Genomic DNA, 24,744 nt, shown 5'->3' on the forward strand with positions numbered 1-24,744 from the left:
GCCAGTTGCGGGGCGTCAGGGTGCCATGCCGGCCGCCGCGAACGTCCCGGCCACCGTCCCTGGCGCGATCGGGGCCACGTCGGTTTCCGGCGCTGCAGCCGGAACCGGCCCGAACGGTGCGCGGGCGCGTATTGGCGCCCAGCTCGGTGGCCGCTTCGACGAACGCTGGCTCGCCAGTCCGCTTGGCAAGGCCATCGTCGGCCCCGAGGAGATCCGCTTGCTGGAGCAATGCGGCTGGTATGGCCCGAAGGCGCGCGCCATGTTCGGCGGGCTGCGTCTGTGCGTGCCGCTGCTGATCGCCGTGGTGCTGATGCTGTGGCGGTTGCCCGAATCGCTGCAGGGCGCGGTGTTTACCGCGTTCGGCGGCTTTGCGGTGTCCTTTCTCGCGTTCAAGTCGGTGCTGCGCCGGCGTGCCGCCGGCCGGATGCGCCAGCTTGACGACGAACTGCCGGTGCTGGTCGACATGCTGCGGCTGCTGCAAGGCGTTGGCATGTCGATCGACCAGAGCCTGCAACTGATCGTCACCGAGTTCGGCAGCATGCTGCCCGTGCTGGGGCCCGAACTGAAGCGCGCCAACGATCAATTCGCCTCCGGCCGTTCACGCGAGCAGACGCTGCAACGGATCGGCAAGCTGTTCGAGAGCGAGGACCTGCGCAATCTGATCATGCTGCTGAACCAGGTGGATCGCTTCGGCGGCGCGGTGCAGGAGCCGCTGAAGCTGTTCGGCCTGCGGCTGCAGGAGGCCCGCAAGATGCGCCTGAAAGAACAGGTCGGCCGCCTGACCGTCAAGATGACCGGCGTGATGGTGGTCAGCTTGCTGCCGGTACTGCTGATCGTGACCGCAGGGCCGGGGTTTCTCGGGGTGATTCGGATGCTGGCGAAGTTTGCGGGAGATGTGCAATGAAGGGCTTTATTCGGGAAATCCGCTCGGCAGCATGTTTTCTCCCCTCTCCCGCTTGCGGAAGAGGGGCAGGGGGAGAGGGCAAGGGCGCTCGTCATGCTTCCGACGGTTGCGATGCGGCCGCCGTCCCCTCTCCCCCGACCCCTCTCCCGCAGGCGGGAGAGGGGAGCCTTCTGCGGGCGGCGGCAAGAATTAAGTGGCGCCAGGCAATGACAGCCGGAACGATCGCCGGCGCCGGCTGGCTCGCGGCCGGCTGCGCCACCAGCGATCCGGCCGCGCTGATGAGCAAGCAGGCCGACGCGCAGATCGCGCTGTCCAAACTGCAGGACAAGCAGGCGCAGGAGCAGTACGACGATCGCGCGGTGTACCGCGGCCTGATCGAGCGGATGCAGCAGCAAGGGCTGTACTACGCCTCGCTCGCGCATCTCGATGCCTACCAGCAGCGCTTCGGTGACAGCGCCGACGTGGCGATGCTGCGCGCCGATGCGCTGCGCGAAACCGAGCAGGACGAGGCCGCCGCCATCGCCTACCGGAACCTGCTCGGCAGCAGTTACGCCGCCCGGGCCTATCACGGCCTCGGCCTGCTGGCCGGCCGCAGCGGCGATTTCGGCGAAGCGGTGACGCAGCTGGAGGCATCGTTGTCGCGCGATCCGACCAATGCGCTGGTGGCCAGCGATCTCGGCTATGCGCTGATGCGCGCGGGTCAGTTGCAGCAGGCCCGCGTGCCGGTGATGCAGGCCCTGCAGCTCGATGGCGCCAATCCTCGCATCGTCAGCAACGCCGCGGTGTGGATGCTGGCGACCCGCCAGCGCGAGCAGGCGACGGCGTTGATGGAGCGTGCCTCGATGTCGGCATCGACCCGCAAGGCGATCGCCCAGGAGGCGGACCGCATTGCACGCGAGGCAGCGCGGCAGGAGCGCGCGGCGTCGCGTACCAACGGCACGCGGCCCAAGCCCCAGCGCGTCGCGCTGACACCGCCGCGCAGCCCGGCGAGGCCGCGGCAACGAACACGAGCAGCGCGCCATGACGAGCGCTGGACGATCCCCGATCGCCTCCAGGCGGAACAGCAACAGGAGAAGGGCATGAACTTCAGTAGACCGCCGCGGCTATTGCGCATCGCCAGTACGGCCGCGGTCGCCTTGTGCGCCGCGAGCTGGATGCCCGTTGCTGGCGCGCAGACCACGGCCCCGGCCAACACGAATGCGAGTACACCCACAAAGGCGCGGAAGCCCGCGAACGGCGCGATCGGCACCGACACGCGCAGCCTGCTGGCGATCCAGCGCGACGGCAGCCAGGCCGGCGCCACGCTGCAGATGCCCGGCGAGCAGGCCGCGCTCGCGCATGCCCGTTATCTGAAGAGCTTCGAGCATCCGATTCCCGAGCGCTTCGTCGGGCAGTCGAGCGGCGGCGGCAATGTCAGCCTGCCTGGATTGACGCCCTCGAAGTAATGACGATGGCTCGGCGTAGGCGGACACACCGGACACGCGCGCAAGCGCGCGGTGCGGTCAGCATCCTGATGGTGGTGTTGCTCGCCACCATCGGCATGGCCGCGCTGGTGTCCATCGACGTCGGACATGTCTTCTATCGGCAGCGGCAATTGCAGTCCGTTGCCGACATGGCGGCGCTGGCCGCTGCCCAGCAATTGCGGCGCGCCGATAGCAACGCGGTGATGACCGAACGGGCGCTGGCGGCAGCGCAGGCGTCCGGGACCCAGAACGGCTTCAGCGGTGCGGCGCGTGAAGACTGCGGCGCCAGCCCCGGCGGCGAAGACGGCATGGCGGTATGTGCCGGAGTCTGGGACCCGAACGATGCGGCAGCGGCCGCTGGCGGCCGCCATTTTCGCGGCAGCTACGATCCGGCCCGAATGTCGCCGAACGCCGTGCGGGTCGTCGTCTCCCAGACCGTGCCGATCCTGTTCGGGATACCAGGCGGTGAAGGGCGGCGCCTGCGCGCCGAGGCGATCGGCAATGCCAGTCCCCCTGTGGCGGCGTTCTCGGTCGGCAGCGGTCTGCTGAACTTCGAATCGTCGAGAAGCGCGCTGGCGCTGTTGCTCGGCAATACCATCAGCCTGTCGGCATCGGATTGGCAGGGGCTGGTCAATACGACGGTCACGCTCGACCAGCTGCGATTGAAGGCCGGTGTTGGCACGGTCGACGAATTGCTGAACGCCGGCCTGTCGCTGTCCGAGTTCTATGCCCTGGTGCTCGGCGCGGCAAACAAGGAGTCGCTGCTCAACGCAATGCTGGGCGGGATGCCGGCGATCATCGATGCCAGGGCGCTGGCGGCGGGGCTCAATGTCGGACGCGTACTCGACCTCGGCGTGCTGGCCCCGGCAATGTCGTCAGCGGCGGACGTTGGGCTGAATGTGGCTGAGCTGTTGATGCTGGCGGCGCAGGTGGCGAACAGGGGCGCAGCGGTTGATCTGGCTGGCGCGGTGCCTCTGCTGCCAGGCTCGCAACTGGCGCTGCGGATCGTCGAGCCGCCGCGCATGGCGGTAGGGCCGGTGCGGCCCTCCACGACGGATCCGATGGGGTGGGAGACGACTGCGAGGACGTCGCAGATGGATCTCGGTATTCAGTTGCAACTTGGAGCGAACCTGGTCGATAGTCGCGTGCTGTCGGCACTCACACCGACATTGGTTCTGCCACTGCGCGTGCAACTTGCAACTGCGCAATCCGCGCTGACCGGACTGCGATGTGCCGCAGCACCCGCGGATCGACGGGCAACGCTCAACACCGTGACGACGGTGTCCAGCATCTGCCTTGCGCGCAAGAACGACCTGGGCCAATGCGCCGGTTCCGACGTGGAACTGGCCAACGTTCCTCTGGGGGTGGCACACGTTGCCGTCATGGCCAGCCCGAGGCAGCAAACGGTGCCGGGAAACAGTATTACCTCGGTGCTCGCGCCCGGCGATCATCAGGAGGTCAGCTCTCGTGGCCAGCTTGCCGCGCTGGTCGAGGATCTGGCGCGAAACCTCGACCTCAAAGTGACGGTCAGCCTGCTCGGCATTCCGCTGACGACCGAACTCAAACTCGGCGGCATCGTCAGCGCCCTGAGCTCCGTGATATTCGGCCTGCTTGGCCCCACCCTCGACGGCCTGCTCGCCGCCCTTGGCATCCAGTTAAGCAACGCAGACCTCTGGGTTCACGACGTCGATTGCGACAACACCAGACTCGTCTATTGACCCGCGAGAACCGCGACATGAATACGACCAGCCGCCGTGCGGCCATTGCAGCATCGCCATGAAAACAGACCGCTGGGCCTACGAAAATCTCGAAGTCTACGTATGGGAGGGCAAATACGAATTTGCCGACCGCGTAGCCCGCTTTCTCGCGCCGCTCGGCGCCGAAGTGATCCGCGCCGGCGGGCTCGAAGGCCTGCCGACCGAGCCGCGCCTGAAACTGTCGGTCGCGATCATCAGCGTGTCGGTGATCGGCGCGGCCAAGTTCACCGCGCTCGATTGGGAGGCGGTGCACGGCATGCCTGTGATCTGGGTAGCCGCACCGACGAGGGACAATGACCCCGGCCGCTTCCCGCCGGAATACGCGCACATCCTGTCCGACGATTTCACCGGCGCCGACCTGCGCGCCCAGCTCGGCAAGCTGCTGCCGCAACTGCTGGCGGCCAGTGAGGTCCAGCCGGACATCGCCGAACTGGTGGCCGGCTCGCCGGCGATGCAGCAGTTGATGTCGCACGTCGATACCTATGCGGACTTCGACAGCAACGTGATGCTGTATGGCGAGACCGGTGCCGGCAAGGAACGGATCGCGCGGCTGTTCCACGAGCGGCACAGCCTCTATGGCAAGGGACCGTTCGTCGCCGTCAACTGCGGCGCGATTCCCGATGGACTGTTCGAATCGCAGTTCTTCGGCCACGCCAAGGGCGCGTTCACCGGCGCGATGTACGCGCACCGCGGCTACTTTGAGCAGGCCAACGGCGGCACGCTGTTCCTCGACGAAATCGCCGATCTGCCGCTGTTCCAGCAGGTCAAGCTGCTGCGCGTGCTCGAGGAGAACGTCGTCACGCGGCTCGGCTCGACGCTGCCGGTCAAGCTCAATTTCCGCCTTGTTGCGGCCACCAACAAGGACCTGCGCGAGGCGGTCGGGCAGGGCAAGTTCCGCGCGGACCTGTATTTCCGGCTGGCCGTGATCGAACTGCGGATTCCCAGCCTGGAGGAGCGCGGCGCCGCCGACAAGGTTGGACTGCTCGAGGCCTTCCTGCGGCAGATACTCGGCCGGTCCGGCTACGACGCGCTGCCGCCGATGCCGGATTGGCTCAAGGGCGCGGTCGGTACCGCTTACTTCGCTGGCAACGTACGCGAGCTGCGCAATCTGGCCGAGCGCGTCGCGATCGTCGTCCAGCACGACGGCCTGTGGGACCAGGATCGCATCCGCCCGTTGTTCCGCACGCTGCGCCCGGGCGCGTTCGAGGGCAACGATCGCGGCGTCGACTGGCGCACCGAGGTCGAAGAACGCCGCCGCATCATCGCCGCCCTCGATGCCAATGGCTGGCGTCGCCAGGACACGGCCGCCAGCCTTGGCATCAGCCGCAAGGTGCTGTGGGAGAAGATGCGCAAGTTTCAGATTGCCGATAACGAGGCGGAACCGGCCTGACGAAGTGGGCTGCGGTCTGCGTCGCCGCGCAGCGAAATTGCGCAGAACTTCGCAGCCTTGGCGAACCCCTAGCGGTTCCGCTTCGCCGCCTCATGCTCGAGCAACTGACGCAACTCCGCCCGGATCGTCCGCAACAGCATCACGCGCTCCTCCGGCGTGGGATCGCGCAGAAAGGTGTACGCGTGCAGCGTCAGAGGATGCAGCTCAAGGACGCTGGCGATCTGCGCCACCTTGTCCAGCGTCGGACTCTTCTGCCCGCGCTCCAGGCTGCTGACATAGGTGCGGCTCGACACGGTGCCGAACTCGCCCTGCGACAAGCCTCTGGCAGTGCGCGCCGCCCGCAGCGCCGCACCGAAGTGCAAACGCAACCTCGTCTTTTCCGGGTTCAGGGGGACGTCTGAGTCTGAGCCTTGCTGCATCTTCAATCACTGTCATCACATTCATCGTGCGCCCGCCGTCGGTTCGCGCACGGTCAGTCCGCCGCCGAAGGCGAAACCCTGTCCGAAGGGCAGGGCCGGTTGCTCGGGCGCCTGCCGCGGGCGGGAGGCCGTGTCGGAAACCCGGTGGCCTTCTGCCGATGAACCGGACAGGATCTGCCGGATACGCGCCAGATACCGCTCGCCGACAGCCCGATTGGTCCGGGCCGCTTCCATGCGGAAGGCGCTGCGTGTCGGCGGACGGATGTCCAGCGCACGGCAGACTTCGGAGACATAGGGCTTCGATTCGCCGTTCAGGCGCCTGGCAGCCAGCCGCACCGCGTCGTCACCGACCTGTTGGCGCAGCCACCGAAGGACAAGACGGTCGTATTCGTTCTGAATCCGGATCAGGTCTTCCATGGGCACTCCCGCAACTGTATGTTTGTACAGGTACTGTAAGGATATACAGTATCAGCGGGGATGCAAGAAAAATGTTGTGAACGGGTCCCCAAGGGAGCGTTGCTCGGGTTTTTCACTCGTGATGCGTTGTATTCTTGTTTTACTGGGAATGACGAGTATCAGGGAAATACATAAGATACGAAGTAAATGCAAAACACAACGAACTTGCTGTAAATGCACACAGCCTCGAGGGAATGTATGAGCAACTTCACCGTCCGCACCGCGGAGCAACTGCCGCAACTGCTGCAGGCCTTTCGCAAGGAGGCGGGCCTGACGCAGGCGGAGGCGGCGCTGCGCATGGGGGTCAGCCAACAGACCTTGTCCGCGCTGGAACGTAATCCGGCACGGGTCAGCGTCGACAAGCTGATGCGCGTGCTCAGCGTTCTCGGCGTCGAACTCGTGCTGCACAAGCCGGCTCCGCAACCGCGTAAGACCGCATCCTCCAGCCCGCAGGTCTGGTGATCATGGGACGGCGATCCCACACCCGCACGCTGACGCTTTGGATGAACGGCGCATTCGTCGGCACCTGGCACTTCAGCCCGCGTGCCGGTGATGTGCTGCAGTACGCGCCGGAGTGGGTGGCCTCCGAAGCCGGGCGGCCCTTGTCCCTGTCGCTGCCTTTCACGCCGGGCAACGCGCCGCATCGCGGAGACAAGGTGCGGGCCTACTTCGACAACCTGTTGCCGGATACCCGGGAGATTCGCGAGCGCATTGCGCGGCGGTATCGCACCGGTTCGACCGATGCCTTCGACCTGCTCGCCGAAATCGGCCGCGATTGCGTGGGCGCGCTGCAACTATTGCCGGACGGCACCGTGCCTGAAGGTGTGCAGCCGGTCGAGGCGGAACCGCTGACCGAGGCTCAGGTCGCGCAGGTGCTGCGCGGCACGCTGCGATCCGCGCCGCCGGGCTTCGTGGACGAGCAGGACGAGTTCCGCATCTCGATCGCCGGTGCCCAGGAAAAGACCGCGCTGCTGTACGACAACGGCGCCTGGTGCCTGCCGCACGGGCAGACGCCGACCACCCACATCCTGAAGCTGCCGCTTGGCCTCGTCGGCGGGCTGAAGCTGAACATGACGGAATCAGTAGAGAACGAGTGGCTGTGCTCGCTGATCCTGCGCGAGTTCGGTCTGCCGGTCGCGCACTGCGAACCGGTGCAGTTCGAGGACCTGAAGGCGCTCAGCGTGCAGCGGTTCGACCGCATGTGGTGGCAAAGTCCGGACGGCGATCGTCGCCTCGTCCGGCTGCCGCAGGAGGACATGTGCCAGGCCAAGGGCGTGCCGCCGGCGAGCAAGTACGAAGCCGATGGCGGACCCGGTATCGACACCATCATGGAAACGCTGGCGGGGTCCATGACGCGCGACGAGGACCGCCGAACGCTCTTCCAGGCACAGGTCCTGTTCTGGATGCTGCGGGCCACCGATGGCCACGCGAAGAACTTCAGCCTGTTCCTGCGCCCGGAGGGCCGGTATCAGCTGACGCCACTCTACGACGTGCTCTCCGCATACCCGATCATCGGGGAGACGCCCGGCAAGCTGTCGCCGTTCCGGGTCAAGATGGCGATGGCCGTTCGGACGCGCAATGCGCATTACCAGATGCGGGAAATCCAGCGCCGCCATTGGGTCGCCGTCGGCGAGCGGCATGGCGTGATCACGCCCGACGGACGTCCCGCACGGTACGTGGTCGACGATCTGGCCGAACGCGCACCGCGGGTGGCACAGGCGATACGGCAAGCGCTGCCGAAGCGCTTCCCGGAACCGCTGGCCGACTGCATTCTCGATGGAATGCTGGCCGAGGCGGAACGGCTGGCCGGCTGATCCGCGGGCGGGCCATGCCAGGCCAAGCCGACGTTCCACCGCAGCCGCTCTGCCTCTCCTAGAAGTCCACCGTCATCGCAACCTTGAACGTGCGCGGCGCACCCATCGTCAGATAGCCGCCGTATGCGGATGCCCAGTACGCCTTGCCCGCCACGTTCTCGATGCCGGCGCGCAGCGTGTAGCGCTGCTGCGCCGCCTTGAAGGTGTAGCGGGCGCCCAGATCGAAGCGGCGCCATGACGGCAGGCTGACCCGGTTCGCCACGTCGAGATACTGGCGTCCCGTCTGCAGATAGCGGCCCGAGACCGTGAAGCCCGGCACGCCGGGGATGTCCCATTCCGCGCCGACATTGAGCGTGTAGTTCGGTACGCCGACGGCCTTGTTGCCGTCGGTCGCCGGTGAAGCGGTACGGTCCAGCTTGGCGTCGATATAGGCCACGCCAGCCAGCAGACGTACGCCAGGCAGCGGCTCGCCGAACCCGCTCAGTTCGATGCCACGATTGCGCTGTTCTCCGACCATCGAATAGACATTGCCCTGCAGGATGCCGGACGGTTGCTCGATCTGATAGACGGCGAGCGTGGTGCCGAACTTGCCTGCGTCCCATTTGACGCCGGCCTCGACCTGCTTGGACTTGATCGGCGGGAACACTTCGCCGCGGTTCACGGCGGTATTGGGCGCGGTCGGTCCCTGCGCCAGGCCCTGGATGTAGTTCACATACAGCGAAACGTTGCGCACCGGCTTGACCACCAGGCCGAAGGCGGGCGACGTGGCCGAGTCGTCGTAATTCGATTGCTGCACGCCCGTATAGCTGTAGCCACGCACGCTCAGGTTCTGCTGCCGCACGCCCGCGGTCAGCAGAACGCGATCGTCGAGGAAGGACAGCGTGTCCGAAATCGCGAACCCGCTCAGGTTGGTCCTCCCGGTGACACCCGGGTGTGCCATGTCGCCGCCGATCAGCGTCGTCGCCGGCCTCGGCGTCTGCACCGGGTCGTACAGATCCGTAGCGAAACGGCCCGTCATCTCGTAAGCGGTGCGCTTGACCGTCTGCATGCCGGACCACGCCAGGTTGACGCGATGCTTGATCGGCCCGGTATGGAAGGTGCCGCGCACGCCCACTTCCTCGGCCGTGGTGTTGGACTTGTACGGTACCGTCAGCCGGGCAGCGGTACCGGCGCCGCTGCCGTCCACCGTCAGCGACGAATAGTTGCCGAACTCGTTGGTGTGGTGGGCGCCGACCGCGAGATAGGTCGTCCAGTCCGGCGCCACCTCATATTCGGCGCGCAAGGTCCCGTAGGTGTCCTCCAGCATCGAATCGGTCCACGCCTGCGCGAAGTTGGCGCTTGCCGATGGCACCGCGGGCAGCGTGGTCCCGGTCAGCGACACCATGGGCCGCCCCTGGCGAATGGTCTGCTTCTGGTAGCCGAAGTCCGCCGACACGCGCAGCTTGTCGCCCTGGTAATCGATCCCCGCGGTGAACAGCCGCTGCTGGCGGCGCTCGTCGTCGATGGCGGTTTCACCGCCGCGCGCCAGCGCGTTGATGCGCACGCCCCAGCGCTGGTCCTCGCCGAAGCGGCGGCCGATATCGACATGGCCGCCGGCCTGGCCCTGGCTGGTGTAGTCGATGGTGGCCTGGGTCAGCGGCTGGTATGGCGCGAATTTCGGCACCAGATTGATGCCGCCGCCGATGCCCGAACCGGTCGGCGTGACGCCGTTCAGGAACGCGCTGGCGCCGCGGAACACCTCGACCCGATCGAGACCCTCGACCGCCACGAGCTGGCGCGGTGCGATGCCATACAGGCCGTTGTAGCCGATGTCGTCGCCGTTCAGCTGGAAGCCGCGGACCACGAAGGTCTCGGAGAAATTGCCGAATCCCAGGCTGCTGCGTACGCCCGGATCGTTGGCGAGGACATCGGCGACGCTGCGCGCCTGCTGGTTCTGGATCGCTTCGGCCGTGTACGCGGTGATGCTGAACGGCACGTCCATCATGTCCTGGTTGCCGAGGATGCCGAGCCGGCCACCGCGCGCAACCTGGCCGCCGGCATAGGCTGCGGGCGGCTGGTCAGGGGCCGACTCCGCGCGTACGGTCACCTGGGGTAGCGTTTCGGCAGATTGGGCGGCTTCGCCGGCGGTGTTGGACTGCGCTTGCGCCAGGGCCGTCAGCGGCAGGGTGCCGGCAACCGCCATGGCCAGCAGATTCGGCCGGATTCGGCGTGGGCGGTATGGGCAGGACGGCGCGGCGTGGCGGGCCGAGGTTCCGGGAGAAGGGAGGCGGCGGGGAAGACGGAGCGGAGACACAGTGCGGCAATGTCATATTGAAAGCAAATAATGATAATCGTTTTCATTATCATTTGTGCCGACATAGCCGCGTTGTGCAAAGGGTCGTCGTCAGGACTCCACAGCCCGCGGCTTACTGCGCCTCGAATCCTTCCTTCAACGCTTCGCGCAGATAGTCCACCAATAGCCGCACCGGCCGCGGCAGCAGCGGGCTATATGGGCGGATCGCATAGATCGCATCGCCAAAGGCCCCCGAAGGCCGCCAGCCGGGCAGCACGCGGACCAGCTTGCCCGCATACAGATCGGCCTGCGCGGTGAAATCCGGCACCAGCGCGATGCCGAGGCCGCCCAGCGCCGCATCGCGCAGCGCCTCGCTGTTGTCCGCCGCGAAATTCCCCCGGATGCCGACGCTCTGCCGGGCCGCACCGCCTCGGACCGGCTCGAAGCTCCAGGTCGGCTGCTCGCCGCGGCGGAAGTAGTGCAGGCAGTTGTGCGCCGTCAGGTCGGACGGCGACGCGGGCGTGCCGTGGCGCCGCAGATAGGCGCGCGTCGCCACCAGGACGGTACCGGTGCGGCACAGCGTCCAGGCGATATGCGTGTCGGGTGCCCGCGAGGCGTGGCGTACCGCCAGGTCGAACCCTTCGCGCGCCAGCGAGGCGAAGCTGTCCGACAGTTCCAGCTCGACGCGGATCTGCGGATACATCGCCAGAAACGGCGGCAGCCGCGGCACGATCTGCTGGCGGCCCAGCGCGACCGGCGCCGTCATCCGAACCAGGCCGCGTGGCTCGCCGCCCATGTCCTTGACGTCGCCGAAGCTGCGTTCGATCGACTCGAACGGTACCCGCGTCGCGTCCACCAGCCGCTGGCCTGCCTCGGTCAGCCGGACACTGCGCGTGGTGCGCTGCACCAGCGGGATGCCCGCCGCGCGCTCGAGTTCCGCAATGCGCTGGCTCATCGCGCCCTTGCTGATGCCGAGCTGCGTTGCAGCAGCGGTATAGCTGCCGACGTCGCCGAGCACGACCAGCGAGTGCAGATGCACCCACAGCGATTCAATCTTTTGCTTGTCCATCGGGCGATTGTTTAGTTCATTGAACAGTGAGTCAAGCGTGGCGCTATTGAATGGGCCGGGGAGCGACGCCTACACTGGGCCCATTCCACCGATTCCAGAACTGATTCCGGAACTGAATCCCGGAACTGAATCCCAGTACCAAGGAGCCCGAGATGACCCAAGCGCATGCCTATACCGACCGTGCCGACGTCGGCCACTACATCGGCGGCCAGCGTACGAGCGGCAGCAGCCAACGCCGGCAGGACGTGTTCAATCCGGCCACCGGTGAAGCCCCGCGCAAGGTCCTGCTCGGTGAAGTCGCCGATGTCGACGCGGCCGTCGCCGCGGCCGCCGCTGCGTTCCCGGCCTGGGCCGACACGCCGCCGATCCGCCGCGCCCGCGTGATGCAGCGCTTCCTGCAGCTGATGAACCAGCATCGCGACACGCTGGCGGCGATCATCACCGCCGAGCACGGCAAGGTCTTTTCCGACGCGCAGGGCGAAGTCATGCGCGGCATCGACGTGATCGAGTTCGCCTGCGGCATTCCGCAACTGCTCAAGGGCGACTACACCGACCAGGTCAGCACCGGCATCGACAACTGGACCATGCGCCAGCCGCTGGGCGTGGTGACCGGTATCACGCCGTTCAACTTCCCTTGCATGGTGCCGTGCTGGATGTTCCCGGTCGCGATCGCCGCCGGCAATACCTTCGTGCTCAAGCCGAGCGAGCGCGATCCGAGCGCGAGCCTGTTCATGGCCGACCTGCTGGCCGAAGCGGGTTTGCCGGCCGGCGTGTTCAACGTCGTGCAGGGCGACAAGGTGGTGGTCGACGCGCTGATCGCGCATCCGGAAGTGAAGGCCGTCAGCTTCGTCGGCTCGACGCCGATCGCGCAGGCGATCAGCGAGCGCGCCGCGCAATTCGGCAAGCGCGTGCAGGCACTGGGCGGCGCCAAAAATCATCTGGTGGTGATGCCCGATGCCGATCCTGAAATGGCCATCGACGCGCTGATCGGCGCGGCCTACGGCTCGGCCGGCGAGCGCTGCATGGCGGTGTCGGTCGCGGTGCTGGTCGGCGATACCGCCGATCGCCTGATCCCCAAGCTGGCCGAACGCGCCCGCGCGCTGAAGATCGACAACGGCATGAACCCGGAAGCCGAAATGGGTCCGGTGGTCACACGGCAGGCGCTGGAACGGATCGAAGGCTATATCGGCCTGGGCGTGGAAGAGGGCGCGACGCTGGTGCTCGATGGCCGCAACCATCGCGTGCCGGGCCATGAAGGCGGTTTCTTCACCGGCGCCACGCTGTTCGACAACGTCACGCCGCAAATGCGCATCTATCGCGAGGAAATCTTCGGCCCGGTGCTGGCCTGCGTCCGCGTCAAGGACTTTGCCGAGGCGGTCGAGCTGATCAACGCGCATGAGTTCGGCAACGGCGTGGCGTGCTACACCAGCGATGGCGGCATCGCCCGCGAATTCGCGCGCCGGATCCAGGTCGGCATGGTCGGCATCAACGTGCCGATCCCCGTGCCAATGGCCTGGCACGGCTTCGGCGGCTGGAAGCGCAGCCTGTTCGGCGATACCCACGCCTATGGCGAAGAGGGCGTGCGCTTCTACACCAAGCAGAAGTCCGTGATGCAGCGCTGGCCGCAGAGCATCGGCAAGGGCGCGGAGTTCGCGATGCCGACGGCGAAGTAAGGCGCGCCGAAACGGCGACATCAGGCGGCGCCGGCGGGGTGAATACCCGCCGGCGCCGCTTTTTTTTTTGGCCGGACGCTTCAACGCCGGGACGCTGCCCTTGTTCAAGATAGCGAAACATGCGTGGCATGTATGAAGCCCCCCGCGTTAGTTTGCACGTGCTGTTCCCCGCGCTGGATTGACGTCAACGCCGGAATGTCTCGAACGCGAGAACACCGGCATTCGAGCACGCCGATCCCGCCAGCAGGAAGCACCGCGAGTATCGGCAGATAAAGGGAGACAAATCATGAACACGCGCAGGCAATGGCTGGCCGCCATGCTGGCACTGACGGCTTCATCGATCGCTTCATCGATGGCGTTTGCCCAGGATAACGAAGGCTGGCCGAACCGCCCGGTCAAGCTGGTCGTCGCCAGTGCGGCCGGCGGCGGTACGGATACGCTCGCGCGGCTTCTTGCCGAGCAACTCGGCTCGGTGTTCGGCAAGCCGTTCGTGGTCGAGAACAAGCCCGGCGCGAACGGCTTGATTGCCAGCGAAACCGTGGCCGCCGCGAACCCGGACGGCTACACATTGCTGCTTACCTATGCCGGCGCGATGGTCGTCAACCCTGCGCTTTACACGCGAGCGCCCGATCCGCTCAAGCGTTTCGAACCGATTGCGCAGATCGGCAGCTTCGGCAACCTGATGGTGGCCTCCCCCAAGGTGCCGGTCCACAACCTGAATGAGCTCGTGGCCTACGCCAGGCAGCGCCCGGGCCAACTCAGCTACGGATCGTGGGGCATGGGATCGGGTGGGCACCTGACCATGGAGAGCTTTCTGAAGAAGGCGAATCTCGCCATGGTTCACGCGCCGTACAAGGGCACCGCCGCCGTGGCGACGGACGTCCAGAGCGGTCTGTTGCCCGTCGGCTGGGTCGACGTCAGCTCGCAGATCGGCCTCGTCAAAGCCGGCCGGCTGGTGCCGATCGCCGTCAGCGGCTCCAGTCGGTTGCCGCAGTTCCCGAATGTGCCGACCATGGGTGAGCAAGGCTATCCGTTCCCGACCACCAGCTGGTACGGCATGTTCGCGCCGGCGGGCACATCCGGGGCGCTGGTGGAGCGGTTGAACAAGGAGGTGGTGCGCGCCATCGCGACGCCGGCGTTTCGCGACCGCCTGACCGCGCTGAACCTCCCTGTCGCTCCAGCCCTGACGCCGGCGCAGTTCCGGAAAGTGGTCGCCGACGATACGGTGGCATGGCAACGCATTGCACAGGACGCCGGCGTCAAGCCGGAGTGAGAAGGCATGCAATCCAGCAGTTCGTTCGATAAAAGCGGCGTGGATGCGGCCATGTTGGCCGGTCTGCGCGTCGTCGATTTCGGCCAGTTCATCGCAGCGCCGTCGGCAGGACAGGTCATGGCGGATCTGGGCGCCGACGTGATCAAGGTCGAGCCTCCGGGCGGCGATGCAAGCCGTCGCTCGGGCTGGCAGACGGATGCCTGTGGCCCCATGTTTTCCGCTTATAACCGCGGCAAGCGTTCGATCGTCCTCGATCTGCGCCGCGCGGAAGATCGTGGCGTGGCGATGGATCTGGTGCGCCGCGCCGATGTGGTGCTGCAGAACGCGCGTCCGGGCGTCATGCAGAAGTACGGGCTTGGCGCCGAGCAGCTTCGAGGTCTGCTTCCTCGGCTTGTCTACGGCTCCGTCAACGGCTTCGGCGACAGTGGGCCGGCGGCGGCGCGTCCGGGCCTCGATATCGCCGCGCAGGCCGAAAGCGGAATGATGAGCATGAACGGCGATGCCCACGCCGATCCGACACGTGTGGGGTTCACGGTCGTCGATGTGCTGGCCGGCCGTACGCTGGCGACGGGCGTGCTCGCCGCGCTGGCGCGCCGTGGCATCACCGGACAAGGTGCCCACGTCAAGGTGTCGCTGATCGACGTGGCAGCCGATGCGCTGAGCCAGCAATGGGCCGAGTATCAGTTGCTCGACGCGGCGCCGTCACGCTGCGGCAACGGCCAGCCGACGATGGCGCCGGCGGCGGATGTGGTGCCGACTGCCGACGGCAGAATCGTGATCTCGGCCTATTTGCAGGACCACTTTGCCCGCTTGTGCGAATGCCTGGGGTTGCCGGAACTCGCGCAAGACCCACGCTTTCACGACAACGCCTCGCGCGTGGCGAATCGACGCGCCTTGCTCCGGATGCTTGCCGGCGCGTTGTCGGCGCTGACCACCGAGGAAGCTTGCCGAACGCTCAATGCCGCTGGGGTCGTCTGCGGCGCGGTGCGCGACCTGCGCGATGCCATCCAATACGCGCAGGCCGCGACACCGGAACGAGTGATCAGCGTGCCGTCACCCGGCAACCGGACACTGCGCATGCCGGCCTTGCCCATGACGATCGACGACGGAAGTCCGCGCGATGCTGCGCTTCCCGATCTCGGCCAGCACACGGCCGAGATCCTTGCCGAGCTGGACCGGCAGCGGGAAACGATGGCGTAAGTCGCTTCAAACGAGCGCCTCGCGATGAATGTCACGCGGCGCTCGTTTGGCGTTTGGCTTCGTCCAACAGCCATCGCAGAAAGCTGGCAATGGCCGGCTTCTGCTCCGCCTTGGGCATGGTGACGGCGTAGTACGCGAATTCCGTCGGCCAGGGCCGATCCAGCGCAATCGCAAGCCGACCGCTGGCAATTTCCTCTCGCGCATAGAGATCGCGAACCAGCGCAATGCCCTGGCCGGCTTCCGCCGCGCGGATCAGCAGGAAATCGTCATCGAAGGCGGGGCCGCGCTCGATGCGCGGATCGCTTTCCACGCCCAGCGCCTTCAGCCAGAGACGCCAGTCGGACCGATCCGAATCCTGCAGCAACGGATAGTCGAGGCAATCGATGGCTTCACGGATCGGCGGCCCCTCGGCCAGCAATTTCGGACAGGCAACCGGAATCAGTACCGGTGCCATCAGATAGTGCGCTTCCAGTCCAGGGTAATTGCCCAGGCCATGCCGGATCGCGATGTCGACGCGGTCGCGGCGCAAGTCGGCCAATGCGGACGACGCTTCGACACGCACTTCGATATCCGGGTGCCGATCGGTAAATGTGCCCAGCCTTGGCACGAGCCACGATGCGGCGAAGGTGGGCACGGCACTGACGGTCAACGTCTGGCGCGCATTGATGGCGTCCAGCGTGGCAAGGCTGGCTTCGATCTGGTCGAACGCCCGCAACAGGGCCGGATGCACCTGTGCTCCCGCGGGCGTCAGTTCGACGCCGTAGCGTGTACGGCTGAACAGGCTGACACCGGTACGCTCCTGCAACAGCTTCAATTGCTGGCTGACCGCGCCGGGCGTCACGCCCATCGCGTCGGCCGCCCGTTTCAGGCTGCCGTGCCGGCCGGTTTCGACGAAGGCGCGCAATGCCAGCAACGGAAGTACCGAGCCCATGTATTGAGGTTTTCTCTTGTCGGAGTTCAGGGAAATCGAGCATGCAAAGCGGATCGCTGGCATCGCCGATATATGGGGTTTGTGTGTTTAGTCTAGCTGACTTCCAAAGGAAGGCAAACGAGGTGCTATCCAAGGCCGCCATGTGTGCGGATTCACGGCATGGATTGTGGAGGTGGTTGGCCGCTGAATTTAGCTGAGCTATATACACGAGCCAGATTAAATCGTTTCTTGTCGCGCTTGTTTCGCCATAGAGTTTTCTCTGTTTTACCAATGAGGAAACCGCAATGACATTGAATCCTTTCCCCGACGAGAATCTCCCTGCTGCCGGCATGCCCGGCGCTTCCGCGCCAGCGTTTTCCATGCATGCGGGTTACCGCCGCATGTTCAGTCCCGATGCGCTGACGGTCGGGATCTTCCTTCCCTTGCGGTTCTATCAAGGGGATATGACCGTCCTTTCCGGCCAGGCCGATCTGGTGACCAGGATCGATCGCCTCGGCTTCGCGGCCGTGTGGGTTCGCGATGTTCCGCTGTTCGACCCTAACTTCGGCGATGCGGGGCAGGTATTCGATCCCTTTACCTACCTTGCCTTTCTGGCGGCCGGCACCCGGCGCGTCGCGCTCGCGACCGGAAGCGCGATCTTTACCTTGCGACATCCGATCGATCTGGCGAAAGCCGCCACGACAATCGACCAGCTTTCCGGTGGCCGGCTGGTGCTGGGCATTGCGTCCGGCGATCGGCCGGTCGAGTTTCCGGCCTACGGCATCGATCATGATGGACGTGGCGAGCGTTTTGCCGAGACGGTTGCCTGGTTCCGGCAGTTGATGCAAGGAGGAAGGCTCGACATACGTTCATCGCTGGGAGCGATGCGGAATGTCGAGCTGCTCCCCAAGCCGGTGTCGGGCGCGATTCCGCTGATCGTGACCGGTAGCTCGCGCCAGTTTCTGGAATGGGTCGGTCGACACGCGGATGGGTGGCTGACGTATCCGGGACCGACATACACCGGCGCCGGTCCGCAACGGCTGGCCGAAAAAATCCGCGCATGGCGAGCGCTGATTCCCGACGGTGGCTTCCGGCCCCATATGACGAACGAATGGATCGAGCTGGTGGACAACCCGGATTATCCGCGCACACCGATGAACGGCGGGTTCATCCTGAAGACCGGCCGCAAGGGCCTGATCGATCTGCTTCAAGAGTGGAAAGCGGCTGGCGTCAACCATGCCGCCCTGGGCATCCAGTATTCGTCGCGTCCCGCCGCCGAGATCATCCAGGAGTTGGCCGAAGAGGTGCTGCCGTTGTTCCCTTCGCATGAAGGCCCGGAGCCAGCGAACGCCGATTGGTAGCCGGTCCGGGCGCCGCGCATCCATAACAACGTTTTTGTCAGGGTTAATGCCCGCCGTCGCCGATGCTGGCAAAATCCGCACCGTGGCCCGTTGGGGCAAGCCTTGAACCTGCCGAATCGCTGAATTGCATCGCGCAGGTTTTTTACATCGTAATTTCGTACTGATCGATATAAAAATAACCGCTATAACACCAATGACAAGCGTGTCCACCACACCCTCCTCGACTCGCACGATGGCGGCCATGCCGTTCGCCGTCTATATCCTCGGACTGACCGTCTTTTGCCTGACCACCTCGGAGTTCATGGTGGCCGGCATGATGCCGTCGCTGGCCGCGGCCTTCGGCGTGCCGGTCGAACGCATCGGCTATCTGGTGTCGATCTATGCGGCGGGCATGGTGCTCGGTGGACCGGTGCTGACCGTGGCGCTCGCGCGCGTACCGCTGCGCCCGGCGCTGCTCGGTTTGCTGGCCACGTATATGGTCGGGCAGATCGGCTGCGCGATGGCGGATGATTACCTGGTGATGGCGATCGGCCGCGCGGTGACGGGGATCGCCGCGTCGGCGTGCTTCGGCATCGTGCTGTCGATGTGCGCGGAGATGGTGGCGCCGGAAGTTCGCGGGCGCGCTGCGGCGATCGTGATCGGCGGCCTGATGATCGCTACCGTCGCAGGCTTGCCGCTGGCTACGCTGGTCGACCTGCACCTGGGCTGGCGAGCGAGCTTCTGGCTGCTGGTGGTGCTGACCGGCCTTTGTGTGCTGGCGGTGCGTTGGAAGATTCCCGCGACATTGACCACCAGCACCAACGGCATGCGCAGCGAACTGGCCTCGCTGGCCAATCGCGAGCTGTGGGCGGCCTATACGACCAGCGCGCTGATCATCGGCGCGACCTTTGCCGGCTTCAGCTATTTCGCGCTGGTGCTGACCAAGGTGTCGGGATACTCGCCGTCTTCGATTCCCGCTCTGCTGGGCCTGTATGGCCTGGCGACCGTGATCGGCAATGCGGTGATCGGCCGCTTCGCCGATCGGCATACGATGCGCATTCTGCTGTGGGGATTGGTCGTGCTGGCAGGCGCGTTGGCCTTGTTTGCCGTCTACGCGGATCAGCCGATGGTTGCGGTCATGGCGATGCTGCTGGTCGGACTGACCGGTGTGTCGCTGAACCCGGCGATGGTGGTGCGCGTGATGCGCGCCGCGCCGCCGGGGCCGCTGGTCAATACGATGCATACCGCGGTAATCAATATCGGCCTGATGTCGGGCTCGTGGCTCGGCGGCGTGGGCATCAGCCATGGCTGGGGGCTGCGGTCGCCGCTGTGGGTCGGCACGGTATTGGCCGTGGCCGGCGTAGTGGCGGTGCTGCCCTATGCGCTGCGGCGATCGCAGGTGTCTGGTGCGGGCTTTCAGGCGGAGTGCGCGAAGGGATAGACCCGCTTCGCGCGTCCGTTTCCAGTCAATCGCGCGAGAACACGGCACCCTTGCCAGGCCGGATATAGCGCGGCGTCGGAAGGCCCATGGCTTTCGCGGCATTGAGGATGCCGTCCTCGATCGCCCCGGCGTCGCGCACGCCTTGATATTCGCCGTCCTTGAAAATCACGTTGGCGCCGTAGACCACCATGAATCCTTCCGCTGCCTCCTTGGCGTCCGCCGGAACGGAAAAGGTATGGACCGAGCCGCCGGGCTCATACAGATAGCTGCCGGCGGTCTGGCGATCGTCCGGGTATTCGACGTAGTTCCATTCGCCTTTCGTCGTAAAGAAGTGGACGGTGCCGGTGTGGAAGTGCGGGGGCAGCGTCGTGCCCGGTTCGAACTTGCCGTACAGCACCCAGACGCCGTTCTCGCGGTCGAGGAAGAGCGGAATGATCGTCGAGCCGGGCTCGGAACCGGCGAATTCCACCGCGTCATGGATATTCACCGTCAGCAGGCGGTCTTGATGTGTGACGACCTTGGGCAAGGCCATGATTTGAATCTCCTCTGATGTGGGATGGTTCTGCTGATACCGTTCACAGAAGACCAAGCGCGCGCAACTTGGCATCCGGCGCGGAGTACGGGCGCTCGCAGATGATCTTGTCCGAGCCCGGCGCGAATTCGAACGTGGCGGCAATCCGGATGCGGAAGGTGCGGCCGGTCGGCTCATAGGTCTTGCCATTGGCCTTCAACGGGCCAAGATGCGTGCCCTGCAGCCAGAATTCGACCAGCACGGTATCGCCATCGGCCGCAATGGCAATGATCTCGTTCTTCAGATCCGGAAAGGGCACCCGCGACGAATCGAAGTACCCGCGCACCTCGGCCTCGCCATCGAATACCACCCCACTGCCGTGCATCTCGTAGCGCGGATGCGAGAAGGTATCGATCACGGCGTCCCAATCGTGGACGCACTCCAGCGCCATATGGTCGCGTACGGTCTGGATGCGGGCTTCATTCAAGGTGGAAGACATAGACGATTCTTGTGGTGATGTCATGGAAGGGGAACCGCCCGCGTTTGGGCGGCAATGCATCAGTCGAGCGACATGTGCGCCTGTTTGGCGATCGATTTCCACATCGGGATATCGCGCGCATTGATGGCTTGCTGCTCGGTGCCGGAAACGTACTTGGCCGTAATGCCCAGCGACAGCAGCTTGCTGACGACCTCGGGTTCCTTCAGCGTCTTCTCGAGCACGGTCGACAGCTTGTCGACGATTGGCTTCGGGGTCTTGGCCGGGACATACATCGCCCATGTCAATTCGCGGTCGAAGTCGACGCCTTGCTCCTGGTAGCTGGCCACGTTCGGCAGACTCGGCGAACGCTTGGTGCAGACGGCCAGCGCCTTGACCTTGCCTTCCTTGACGAACGGCGTCGCGGTCACCATGTCGACGAAGGCCACGGAGATATGGTTGCCGAGCAGATCGGTGATGATTTGCGAGGTGCCTTTGTAGGGCACGTGCTGCAGCGGGATGCCGGCCTTCTGGCTCAGGATCTCGCCGCAGAAATGTCCGGTCGAGCCCGATCCCCAGCTGGCGTATTGAATGGGCGCCTGCTGTTTGCGGGCCAGGGTCATCAGCTCTTTCAGATTGTTTGCCGGATACGAATTCGACGCGACCATGACAATCGACGAATTGCCGATGGTTCCCAGGCTCTGGAAGTCGCGCACCGGATCGTAGGGCAGCTTCGCGTAGGTCGCGGCCGCCAGCGGATGCGTCGACATGCCGCCGATCATGATCGTGTAGCCGTCGGGCGTTGCCGTCGCCACCGCCTGAGTGCCGATCGTGCCGGCCGCGCCAGGCTTGTTCTCGACCACCACCGGTTGCTTCAGCTGCGCGGCAAAGCGCTCGGCCAGGAAGCGGCCCAGCGTATCGCCGCCACCGCCGGCGGAGAAGGGCAGCAGCATGCGGATCGGGCGCTCGGGATAGGCGGCTGGATCGGCTGCCTGCGCGGTGGCGGCCGCCACGGCCAGCAACGCGGTGGTGAAGAGCTTCTTCATGTCTTGTCTCCAAGGGTGTTCGCCCGTTCTGCGATGCGGGGGTTCGGGAGTGGCGTTTCCTTGCGTGTGGAAACGTTTCCATTGCAGTGTCGTCGAGCGTGGAGCGGGCAGCAATCATGGTTAACGCTATGCTGCGCCGAATCGGCGCATCGGCTACTGTGTCTTTATGGAAACGTTTCCAATATTCGATGACATGGAGCCAAGATGAGCTTGCTGTTCGGAGGCGTATGCCAAGTCGGCTACGTCGTGCGGGATATCGAGAAGGCGATGCGGCACTGGAGCGAGGTGCTCGGCGTCCGGCCGTGGTTCTACAAGAAGGAAGTGGGCACGACCGAGTTTCGCTACTACGGTGAAGCGTCGGCCTTGCCGGATCTGTCCATCGCGCTTGCCAATTCCGGCGGCGTGCAGATCGAGCTGATCCAGCAGCGCAATGATGCGCCGTCGCTCTATCTCGATTCGCTGAGGCACTTCGGCGAAGGCATGCAGCATATCGCGTACTGGACCAACGACCGCTTCGACGAATTCGCCGAACGACTGCGTGCCAGCGGCTATGTCGAGGGGCACGGAGGGCGTATGGGCATGCGCGGCCGATTCGCCTATTACGTCCATGCGGACTTGCCGGGCAACATCGTCGAGATTTCGGAAATGTCCGGCGGCAAGGGCGAATACTTTGCGGCGATTGCCGAGGCGGCGAAAGGCTGGGACGGCGCCGATCCGATTCGGCGCATTGGAGCGCCGCAATGAGCGCGGCCGAGGCCACGGCGGCGGGCCGGCACGTTGCGGTGGTGACCGGCGCCGCGCGCGGCATCGGCCTGGCAATCGGCAATCGGCTTGCGGCCGACGGATATGCAGTCGCCCTGTGGGATCGCGACCGAGCGCTGTTAGATCAGGCCGCTCGGACATTGCGAAGCAATGGCGCACGGGTGTTGCCGGTGTCAGTCGACATCACCGATCGCCAACAGGTCGAGCGGGCATTTGCACGGACGGTCGAAACTCTGGGCGCGCCCACAGCGCTGGTGAACAATGCCGCCATCCTCGGACGCAGAGGGCCGACGGTGGAGGCGTCCGTCGACGAATGGAAGCTCGTCTTCGACGTCAATGTGTTCGGCGCATTGCAATGCGTGCAGGCAGTCGTGCCTTCGATGGTGAAGAACGGCTGGGGGCGCGTCGTTAACGTGGCCTCGGTCGCCGGCAAGGAGGGCAATCCCTTTGCCGGCGCCTATGCGGCATCGAAGGCCGCATTGATCTCGATGACGAAAAGCCTGGGCAAGGAACTCGCGGAGACCGGCGTACTGGTCAACTGCATCACGCCCAGCGCTGCCGATACCGATATCTTCGGTCAGCACGACGAGAGCCAGCGGGCGCAATTGCAGGCCCGCCTTCTCGAACGCGTGCCCATGAAGCGGTTCGTGCGCGTCGAGGAGGTGGCGGAAATGGCCGCATGGCTGTGTTCCGCGCGCTGCAGCTTCAGTACCGGGGCGGTATTCGATATCAGCGGCGGCCGCGCGATGTACTGATGGGCGGGTAGGGCAGGGCCATCGGATCGACGATAATAGCGGCCCCAGGGCCCGCTACGATTACCGCCAGCTCAGATCTTCAAGCCGGACCATCGATGACCAGCCGAACGCGCACCCCCAGCTCCGACACGCCAGCCCGCGTCACGATCCGCGACGTGGCGCGCGCCGCCGGCGTCTCCGTGGGTACGGCATCTCGCGCACTGAACCGCAGCGGACCTGTCAGCGAGGCCGCGCTCCAGGCCGTCGAACGGGCCGCGAAGGCGCTGGCCTATGCGCCCGACCCCATTGCGCAAAGCATGCGCACCGGTACCTCCGGCGTCGTCGGCCTGCTGGTGTCCGACCTGGCCAATCCGCTCTACGCCCGCATCATCACCGCGGTGGAAGCGCGCCTGCAGCGCGAAGGCTATGCAATGGTGGTCGGCAACACGCATAACGACAAGGCGCAGGAAGAGCTGATGGTCGACCTGTTCCGCCGCCGCCGCGTCGACGGACTGATCCTCGGCCCCTGCGAAACCGAGCGCCCCGATTACCTCGCCCAAATCTCCCGCGATCTCGCCGTCGTCGCCATGGACCGCGACTTCGGCGCCCAGGGTTCCGGCGTCCACGTCGAACACGCCCGCGGTTCCTACGAAGCGACGCGTTACCTGCTCGACCTCGGACACACCCGCATCGCACTGATGACATCCGACGGCGCCCTGCGCCCCGGCCGCGAACGCATCAGCGGCTATCGCAAGGCACTGGAAGAGCGCGGACTGACCGTCGATAGCGAGCTCGTGCGCTCCAGGCGCTCGGCGATGGATCTGTCATTCAGCGATGCACTGGCGCTGCTATCCGCCAGGGACCGCCCGACGGCCTTTATCTGCCTCGGCACCCGGATCCTGTCCGGTGTCCTGCAGGCGATAAAGCAGACAGGGCACCACATGCCGCAGGATGTCAGCCTGATCTGCGTGGGGGATAGCGATCTGGCACAGCTCTATACGCCGGCGATTACCGCCATCGATTGGGATCTGGAGGCGGTGGGGACGGCGGCGGCGGAGATGTTGTTGCGGTCTATAGGGGCTGGGTCCAGCGGGGACGATATGAACGCGGCAGCGGGGCGGGAGATTCGGCTTGGTACGCGTGTCGTTATGCGGGAATCATGTGCGCGGCCTTTGGATGACGGAAGGTAGCCGTCGGCATCAGCGATGCGGCGTTGTGGTGGCCATTCCCGACGGGAGGTCCCGTAGACCCACCCCGACGTAGAGTTATTGGTCAACGCCGGTGGCGCGGAGCATACGCTACGTCGGCCGTCTTCATTCCCCACTTGAGGCCAACGTGCTCGAAAGCCGAGATCTACTCGAGCACGTTTTTTTTCACGATGGTGTCAACGACCCTGGACAAATTCGATATCCCAATATTGGCTGGTAAAGGAAAAATTCTCGGCAAATCCAGCAACGCTCCCCAGCTTTGAGGTCCACGTCTGTGGCACTACCCGCGAGCAGCACGACTCCGGTGTCCATTAGAGCCAGTACCCCACCGTGGCCAAGTCGCTGAGTGCACCACAGCTGGCCCTCCTTATGAACTGCCGTCGCCCCGGCAAGCAGAGGGTGACGATATGCCCGCACAAGCAAGAACAATGGAATCGGGCACGAGAACAAGCAATAAGTCGTTGGAGAGAACTCCTGGAGACCAACATTTGGTAAGGCGACACAATGACATTGTATGACTCGAACCAAGACACCGCCTAGGGTTTGCACCGGCCGGCGAGATGGTGCTGCAGGAGGCGAGGCACTGGGCCGGTGCAATCAGTATTGGATTTATCCCGAGCAGGACGA

The 24,744-nt window shown here is 65.2% G+C and carries 22 protein-coding genes; 14 read left to right on the forward strand and 8 right to left on the reverse strand.

Features of this window, described 5'->3' with window-relative positions; genetic code table 11:
- The 4 genes from B551_RS16805 to B551_RS16820 form a co-directional block, all read left to right on the forward strand.
- A partial coding sequence (locus B551_RS16805; protein ID WP_157072013.1) for a type II secretion system F family protein occupies window positions 1-904 on the forward strand: 904 nt, incomplete at its 5' end.
- 206 nt (window positions 905-1,110) lie between these two features.
- Window positions 1,111-2,349 (forward strand): DUF3613 domain-containing protein, encoded by a 1,239-nt coding sequence (locus tag B551_RS26910; protein ID WP_006575381.1) that lies wholly within the window; start codon window positions 1,111-1,113, stop codon window positions 2,347-2,349.
- Between the two features lie 5 nt (window positions 2,350-2,354).
- Window positions 2,355-4,085 (forward strand): TadG family pilus assembly protein, encoded by a 1,731-nt coding sequence (locus B551_RS16815; protein ID WP_083492649.1) that lies wholly within the window; start codon window positions 2,355-2,357, stop codon window positions 4,083-4,085.
- Between the two features lie 58 nt (window positions 4,086-4,143).
- A complete protein-coding gene (locus B551_RS16820; protein WP_023264610.1) occupies window positions 4,144-5,514 on the forward strand; it encodes a sigma 54-interacting transcriptional regulator in 1,371 nt (456 codons plus the stop codon).
- 68 nt (window positions 5,515-5,582) lie between these two features.
- Here B551_RS16820 and B551_RS16825 read toward each other — a convergent pair whose 3' ends face one another.
- Together B551_RS16825 and B551_RS16830 are read right to left on the reverse strand one after the other, a co-directional pair.
- Window positions 5,583-5,933 (reverse strand): helix-turn-helix domain-containing protein, encoded by a 351-nt coding sequence (locus B551_RS16825; protein ID WP_023264611.1) that lies wholly within the window; start codon window positions 5,931-5,933, stop codon window positions 5,583-5,585.
- Between the two features lie 21 nt (window positions 5,934-5,954).
- Window positions 5,955-6,350, reverse strand: a complete 396-nt coding sequence (locus B551_RS16830) for a hypothetical protein (protein WP_006575378.1) — start codon at window positions 6,348-6,350, stop codon at window positions 5,955-5,957.
- A 237-nt stretch (window positions 6,351-6,587) separates the two neighbouring features.
- Between B551_RS16830 and B551_RS16835 the strand changes: the two genes are divergently transcribed.
- Together B551_RS16835 and B551_RS16840 are read left to right on the forward strand one after the other, a co-directional pair.
- Window positions 6,588-6,851 carry a helix-turn-helix transcriptional regulator gene (locus tag B551_RS16835; protein ID WP_006575377.1) on the forward strand — a complete coding sequence of 88 codons (264 nt, stop codon included), beginning with the start codon at window positions 6,588-6,590 and terminating at the stop codon, window positions 6,849-6,851.
- A 41-nt stretch (window positions 6,852-6,892) separates the two neighbouring features.
- Window positions 6,893-8,203, forward strand: a complete 1,311-nt coding sequence (locus B551_RS16840; RefSeq protein ID WP_006575376.1) for a type II toxin-antitoxin system HipA family toxin — start codon at window positions 6,893-6,895, stop codon at window positions 8,201-8,203.
- Window positions 8,204-8,261: 58 nt separating this feature from the next.
- On the opposite strand, the gene B551_RS16845 is transcribed toward B551_RS16840, so the two are convergent.
- The gene (locus B551_RS16845; RefSeq protein WP_006575375.1) at window positions 8,262-10,385 is read right to left on the reverse strand and encodes a TonB-dependent siderophore receptor; all 2,124 of its coding nucleotides are present in this window, start codon (window positions 10,383-10,385) and stop codon (window positions 8,262-8,264) included.
- A gap of 223 nt (window positions 10,386-10,608) precedes the next feature.
- Window positions 10,609-11,544, reverse strand: coding sequence for a LysR family transcriptional regulator (locus tag B551_RS16850; protein WP_043440487.1), 936 nt, complete (start codon window positions 11,542-11,544; stop codon window positions 10,609-10,611).
- Window positions 11,545-11,696: 152 nt separating this feature from the next.
- Between B551_RS16850 and B551_RS16855 the strand changes: the two genes are divergently transcribed.
- The 3 genes from B551_RS16855 (at window position 11,697) to B551_RS16865 (ending at window position 15,690) form a co-directional block, all read left to right on the forward strand.
- Complete coding sequence (locus B551_RS16855) at window positions 11,697-13,217, forward strand: CoA-acylating methylmalonate-semialdehyde dehydrogenase (protein WP_006575374.1); 1,521 nt, start codon at window positions 11,697-11,699, stop codon at window positions 13,215-13,217.
- Window positions 13,218-13,503: 286 nt separating this feature from the next.
- A complete protein-coding gene (locus B551_RS16860; RefSeq protein ID WP_006575373.1) occupies window positions 13,504-14,490 on the forward strand; it encodes a tripartite tricarboxylate transporter substrate binding protein in 987 nt (328 codons plus the stop codon).
- A gap of 6 nt (window positions 14,491-14,496) precedes the next feature.
- Window positions 14,497-15,690 (forward strand): CaiB/BaiF CoA-transferase family protein, encoded by a 1,194-nt coding sequence (locus tag B551_RS16865; RefSeq protein WP_023264614.1) that lies wholly within the window; start codon window positions 14,497-14,499, stop codon window positions 15,688-15,690.
- A 31-nt stretch (window positions 15,691-15,721) separates the two neighbouring features.
- On the opposite strand, the gene B551_RS16870 is transcribed toward B551_RS16865, so the two are convergent.
- A complete protein-coding gene (locus tag B551_RS16870; RefSeq protein WP_006575370.1) occupies window positions 15,722-16,621 on the reverse strand; it encodes a LysR substrate-binding domain-containing protein in 900 nt (299 codons plus the stop codon).
- 359 nt (window positions 16,622-16,980) lie between these two features.
- On the opposite strand from B551_RS16870, the gene B551_RS16875 reads away from it, so the two are divergent.
- Window positions 16,981-17,961 (forward strand): LLM class oxidoreductase, encoded by a 981-nt coding sequence (locus B551_RS16875; protein ID WP_006575369.1) that lies wholly within the window; start codon window positions 16,981-16,983, stop codon window positions 17,959-17,961.
- 202 nt (window positions 17,962-18,163) lie between these two features.
- Window positions 18,164-19,381: an MFS transporter gene (locus B551_RS16880; protein ID WP_253281373.1), complete on the forward strand. Its 1,218-nt coding sequence runs from the start codon at window positions 18,164-18,166 to the stop codon at window positions 19,379-19,381.
- A gap of 25 nt (window positions 19,382-19,406) precedes the next feature.
- On the opposite strand, the gene B551_RS16885 is transcribed toward B551_RS16880, so the two are convergent.
- The 3 genes from B551_RS16885 to B551_RS16895 are packed head-to-tail and all read right to left on the reverse strand — an operon-like array spanning window position 19,407 to window position 21,413.
- A complete protein-coding gene (locus tag B551_RS16885) occupies window positions 19,407-19,913 on the reverse strand; it encodes a 2,4'-dihydroxyacetophenone dioxygenase family protein (protein ID WP_006575367.1) in 507 nt (168 codons plus the stop codon).
- 43 nt (window positions 19,914-19,956) lie between these two features.
- The gene (locus B551_RS16890; RefSeq protein WP_006575366.1) at window positions 19,957-20,391 is read right to left on the reverse strand and encodes an ester cyclase; all 435 of its coding nucleotides are present in this window, start codon (window positions 20,389-20,391) and stop codon (window positions 19,957-19,959) included.
- Between the two features lie 59 nt (window positions 20,392-20,450).
- The gene (locus B551_RS16895; protein WP_006575365.1) at window positions 20,451-21,413 is read right to left on the reverse strand and encodes a tripartite tricarboxylate transporter substrate binding protein; all 963 of its coding nucleotides are present in this window, start codon (window positions 21,411-21,413) and stop codon (window positions 20,451-20,453) included.
- A gap of 204 nt (window positions 21,414-21,617) precedes the next feature.
- Between B551_RS16895 and B551_RS16900 the strand changes: the two genes are divergently transcribed.
- The 3 genes from B551_RS16900 to B551_RS16910 all read left to right on the forward strand — a co-directional run bounded on the left by B551_RS16900 (window position 21,618) and on the right by B551_RS16910 (window position 24,099).
- Window positions 21,618-22,157 carry a VOC family protein gene (locus B551_RS16900; protein ID WP_006575364.1) on the forward strand — a complete coding sequence of 180 codons (540 nt, stop codon included), beginning with the start codon at window positions 21,618-21,620 and terminating at the stop codon, window positions 22,155-22,157.
- The gene (locus tag B551_RS16905) at window positions 22,154-22,930 is read left to right on the forward strand and encodes an SDR family NAD(P)-dependent oxidoreductase (protein ID WP_006575363.1); all 777 of its coding nucleotides are present in this window, start codon (window positions 22,154-22,156) and stop codon (window positions 22,928-22,930) included. Before B551_RS16900 ends, B551_RS16905 begins: the two co-directional genes overlap by 4 nt.
- A 95-nt stretch (window positions 22,931-23,025) precedes the next feature.
- Window positions 23,026-24,099: a LacI family DNA-binding transcriptional regulator gene (locus tag B551_RS16910; RefSeq protein ID WP_023264615.1), complete on the forward strand. Its 1,074-nt coding sequence runs from the start codon at window positions 23,026-23,028 to the stop codon at window positions 24,097-24,099.
- Window positions 24,100-24,744 lie beyond the last annotated feature (645 nt).

The sequence above is a fragment of the Cupriavidus sp. HPC(L) genome, assembly GCF_000307735.3.
Classification (GTDB): domain Bacteria; phylum Pseudomonadota; class Gammaproteobacteria; order Burkholderiales; family Burkholderiaceae; genus Cupriavidus.

Excerpts from the sequence above, each read along its gene's own strand:
- B551_RS26910 (WP_006575381.1), top strand. The coding sequence starts at position 1,111 with ATGACAGCCGGAACGATCGCCGGCGCCGGCTGGCTCGCGGCCGGCTGC.
- B551_RS16815 (WP_083492649.1), top strand. The coding sequence starts at position 2,355 with ATGGCTCGGCGTAGGCGGACACACCGGACACGCGCGCAAGCGCGCGGT.
- B551_RS16820 (WP_023264610.1), top strand. The coding sequence starts at position 4,144 with ATGAAAACAGACCGCTGGGCCTACGAAAATCTCGAAGTCTACGTATGG.
- B551_RS16825 (WP_023264611.1), bottom strand. The coding sequence starts at position 5,933 with ATGCAGCAAGGCTCAGACTCAGACGTCCCCCTGAACCCGGAAAAGACG.
- B551_RS16830 (WP_006575378.1), bottom strand. The coding sequence starts at position 6,350 with ATGGAAGACCTGATCCGGATTCAGAACGAATACGACCGTCTTGTCCTT.
- B551_RS16835 (WP_006575377.1), top strand. The coding sequence starts at position 6,588 with ATGAGCAACTTCACCGTCCGCACCGCGGAGCAACTGCCGCAACTGCTG.
- B551_RS16840 (WP_006575376.1), top strand. The coding sequence starts at position 6,893 with ATGAACGGCGCATTCGTCGGCACCTGGCACTTCAGCCCGCGTGCCGGT.
- B551_RS16845 (WP_006575375.1), bottom strand. The coding sequence starts at position 10,385 with ATGGCGGTTGCCGGCACCCTGCCGCTGACGGCCCTGGCGCAAGCGCAG.
- B551_RS16850 (WP_043440487.1), bottom strand. The coding sequence starts at position 11,544 with ATGGACAAGCAAAAGATTGAATCGCTGTGGGTGCATCTGCACTCGCTG.
- B551_RS16855 (WP_006575374.1), top strand. The coding sequence starts at position 11,697 with ATGACCCAAGCGCATGCCTATACCGACCGTGCCGACGTCGGCCACTAC.
- B551_RS16860 (WP_006575373.1), top strand. The coding sequence starts at position 13,504 with ATGAACACGCGCAGGCAATGGCTGGCCGCCATGCTGGCACTGACGGCT.
- B551_RS16865 (WP_023264614.1), top strand. The coding sequence starts at position 14,497 with ATGCAATCCAGCAGTTCGTTCGATAAAAGCGGCGTGGATGCGGCCATG.
- B551_RS16870 (WP_006575370.1), bottom strand. The coding sequence starts at position 16,621 with ATGGGCTCGGTACTTCCGTTGCTGGCATTGCGCGCCTTCGTCGAAACC.
- B551_RS16875 (WP_006575369.1), top strand. The coding sequence starts at position 16,981 with ATGCATGCGGGTTACCGCCGCATGTTCAGTCCCGATGCGCTGACGGTC.
- B551_RS16885 (WP_006575367.1), bottom strand. The coding sequence starts at position 19,913 with ATGGCCTTGCCCAAGGTCGTCACACATCAAGACCGCCTGCTGACGGTG.
- B551_RS16890 (WP_006575366.1), bottom strand. The coding sequence starts at position 20,391 with ATGTCTTCCACCTTGAATGAAGCCCGCATCCAGACCGTACGCGACCAT.
- B551_RS16895 (WP_006575365.1), bottom strand. The coding sequence starts at position 21,413 with ATGAAGAAGCTCTTCACCACCGCGTTGCTGGCCGTGGCGGCCGCCACC.
- B551_RS16900 (WP_006575364.1), top strand. The coding sequence starts at position 21,618 with ATGAGCTTGCTGTTCGGAGGCGTATGCCAAGTCGGCTACGTCGTGCGG.
- B551_RS16905 (WP_006575363.1), top strand. The coding sequence starts at position 22,154 with ATGAGCGCGGCCGAGGCCACGGCGGCGGGCCGGCACGTTGCGGTGGTG.
- B551_RS16910 (WP_023264615.1), top strand. The coding sequence starts at position 23,026 with ATGACCAGCCGAACGCGCACCCCCAGCTCCGACACGCCAGCCCGCGTC.